Origin of the sequence: Mesorhizobium sp. M7A.F.Ca.CA.002.04.1.1, from assembly GCF_004022805.1 — a bacterium.
Classification (GTDB): domain Bacteria; phylum Pseudomonadota; class Alphaproteobacteria; order Rhizobiales; family Rhizobiaceae; genus Mesorhizobium; species Mesorhizobium ciceri.
The window spans coordinates 1-3,003 of record NZ_RZPL01000690.1 but is presented as its reverse complement, the minus strand read 5'-3'; the positions used below and the strand labels follow the sequence as shown (position 1 = coordinate 3,003).

Genomic DNA, 3,003 nt, shown 5'->3' with positions numbered 1-3,003 from the left:
CGCGCTTTGCTCAAGGTCGTGAAGAAGCCGCTCTCCTCTCGTTGACAGGCAAGCCGCGCCGACAAACCGCCGCGCTGATGCGCCGCAGTCGCAAAACCGCAACGGAAGCTTGAAATACTGCCCGGCGAGCGCCCAGATTGGAGGGCGCGGCGCAGGAACCCGGCTTAGTGAGAGACAACGAACCCTACCCCGATATCCCGTTCATCGGACGCTGGCACTATTCGCGTGCCGAGATGATCGCTGACGGTATCGTCCACGCGGTCGGCATCGTGCTGGCGATATCGGCCGGTTCCGCGCTGCTGGCGCTGGCGGCGTTTCGTGTCGGACCCGGCGAATACATCGCCGCCGCCTTCTACGTGGTTTCGCTGCTCACCGTGCTCTCGGTGTCGATGACCTACAATCTGTGGCCGGTCTCGTCGCCGGCAAAATGGGTGTTGCGGCGTTTCGACCACGCCGCGATCTATCTGCTGATCGCCGCGACCTATACGCCTTTCCTGGCGCAGCTCGAAGGCTCGCCGCTGGCGCGCTGGATGATCGTGCTGGTCTGGACCGCGGCAGCGCTGGGCATTGCCGTCAAGGTGTTCTTTCCCGGCCGTTTCGACCGGCTGGCGATCGGCTTCTATCTCGCCATTGGCTGGAGCGGCATCATCCTGGTCAAGCCGCTTGTCCAGACGCTACCGACGACATCGATAGCGCTGATCGTTGCCGGCGGCATCGTCTACTCCTGCGGCGTCATCTTCTTCGCCTGGAAGGGGCTGCGCTTCCACAATGCGCTGTGGCACGGTTTCGTCGTCACCGGCGCCAGCCTGCATCTGGCCGCCATGGTCGACTGTCTGGTCATCAATCGCCTCTGACACTATCGACGCGGCAATATTGCCAAGCGCCATTCAATTTGGTCACAATTCCGTTTAGAGTCGCGGTTTACGTGATCGGCGGCGGCATCGGAAACGGGGCACGGATGGCTTTTCTCAGATCCTTCGGCATGGGCAGACGTTCTGATGTCCTGATCTACGACCCGCATAAATTATCGAGCCCGCAGGTCTTTCTGCTGACCATGGTGATCTTCCTGGTCATCGTCGCCTTCATCGCCGCCATCCTCACCCGACAGATCTCAACCGCCTTTGGCAGCAATCCCGGCCTCAATGGCCTGATCGTCGGCGTGCTGGTGGTCGGCATCCTTTTGGCCTTCGCCCAGGTTGGGCGACTGTTTCGCGAAGTGCGCTGGGTCAACTCCTTCCGTGCCGGCTCGGAGACGACCGAACCGGTGCTGCTGGCGCCGATGAAGGCGATGATCGGCCGTTCCTCGGCGATGGCCTTCTCGACCAGTTCGATGCGCACCATGCTCGATTCCATCGCCACGCGCCTCGACGAAAGCCGCGACACCTCGCGCTATCTCGTCGGCCTGCTGGTGTTCCTCGGCCTGCTCGGCACCTTCTGGGGACTGTTGAACACCATCGGCTCGATCCGCGAAACCATCGAATCGCTCGATCCCGGCACCGGTGACGCCGCCGCGGTGCTCGATTCCCTGAAGCAGGGGCTTTCGGCGCCGCTGGCCGGCATGGGCACCGCCTTCTCGTCCTCGCTGTTCGGCCTCTCCGGCTCGCTGGTGCTCGGCTTCCTCGACCTGCAGGCCGGCCGCGCCCAGACGCGCTTCTACACCGAACTGGAAAACTGGCTTTCCTCGGTCACCGACCTGTCGTCGGACATCGTCGTCGCCGACCCGGCCAAAACCGAATCCTCCGACGAGATCCGGGTGCTGTCGGAACGGCTGCGCTCGATGCAGGAGAATGGCGGCGGCTCCAACCCGCGCGTCGCCACCGCCATGGCCAATCTCGCCGACGGCATTTCCGGCCTGGTCAAGAATATGCGCTCGGAACAGCAGATCATGCGCGACTGGGTCGAGGCCCAGTCCGACGAGCAGAAGGCGATGCGCAACACGCTGGAAAAGATCGCCGATGCCCTGAAGAAGCCCGGAGTGCACTGAAGTGGCGCTCGCCAGGGGCCGGCGCACCGATCGCCGCATCGACTACTGGCCGGGCTTCGTCGACGCGCTGTCGACGCTGCTTTTGGCGATCATGTTTCTGCTCACGGTCTTCGTGCTGGCGCAGTTCCTGCTGGGACGCGAAATCTCCGGCAAGGATACGGCGCTCTCGCGCCTCAACTCGCAGATCAACGAACTGACCCAACTGCTGGCGCTGGAGCGCTCGACGGCGCAGGACAAGGATGATTCCCTGGCCAATCTGCAGGCGTCGCTGTCGGCCGCGCAAGCGGAAAAGAGCCGGCTCGAACGATTGCTGGCGCAAGGTGCCGGTGCCGGCGACGCCGCCAATCAGCGTGCAGCGGCGCTCGGCGGCGAACTCGACAGCCAGCGCCAGATCAGCCAGCAGGCGCTGAGCCAGGTCGAGATACTCAACCAGCAGATCGCGGCGCTGCGCAAGCAGATCGGCGCGCTCGAGGATGCGCTCAACGTCTCCGAAATCCGCGACCGCGATTCCAACACCAAGATCGCCGATCTCGGCCGCCGCCTCAACGTCGCGCTGGCGCAGCGCGTGCAGGAGTTGAACCGCTACCGCTCCGACTTCTTCGGCCGTTTGCGCGAAATCCTCGCCGACCGCGAGAACATCCGCATCGTCGGCGACCGCTTCGTCTTCCAGTCGGAAGTGCTGTTCCCAACGGGCTCCGAGGTGATCAACGATGCCGGCAAGGTCGAGATGAAGAAACTCGCCGACGCCATCATCGAGTTGCAGAAGGAAATCCCGCCCGAGATCAACTGGGTGCTGCGCGTCGACGGCCATACCGACAACAAGCCGCTCTCCGGCACCGGCCGCTACCGCGACAATTGGGAACTGTCGACGGCGCGTTCGACCTCGGTGGTGAAATTTCTGATCGAGAACGGCGTGCCGGCCAACCGCCTGGTCGCGGCAGGCTTCGGTGAGTTCCAGCCGCTCGATCCCGCCGACACCGAAGAGGCGCGCAACAAGAACCGCCGTATTGAACTGAAGC

3 protein-coding genes are annotated in these 3,003 nt (G+C 63.7%); all 3 read left to right on the top strand.

All coding sequences use genetic code 11. The annotated features are described in order from the left end of the window. The first annotated feature begins 167 nt into the window (after positions 1-167). Positions 168-854 (top strand): hemolysin III family protein, encoded by a 687-nt coding sequence (locus ENZ75_RS26845; RefSeq protein WP_063170358.1) that lies wholly within the window; start codon positions 168-170, stop codon positions 852-854. Positions 855-958: 104 nt separating this feature from the next. Continuing rightward, positions 959-1,984, top strand: coding sequence for a MotA/TolQ/ExbB proton channel family protein (locus ENZ75_RS26840; RefSeq protein WP_013529124.1), 1,026 nt, complete (start codon positions 959-961; stop codon positions 1,982-1,984). A gap of 1 nt (position 1,985) precedes the next feature. Beyond that, a partial coding sequence (locus ENZ75_RS26835) for a peptidoglycan -binding protein (RefSeq protein WP_128278443.1) occupies positions 1,986-3,003 on the top strand: 1,018 nt, incomplete at its 3' end.

Bases quoted from the DNA above. Each gene is read 5' to 3' on its own strand.
- ENZ75_RS26840 (WP_013529124.1), top strand. From the start codon at position 959: ATGGCTTTTCTCAGATCCTTCGGCATGGGCAGACGTTCTGATGTCCTG.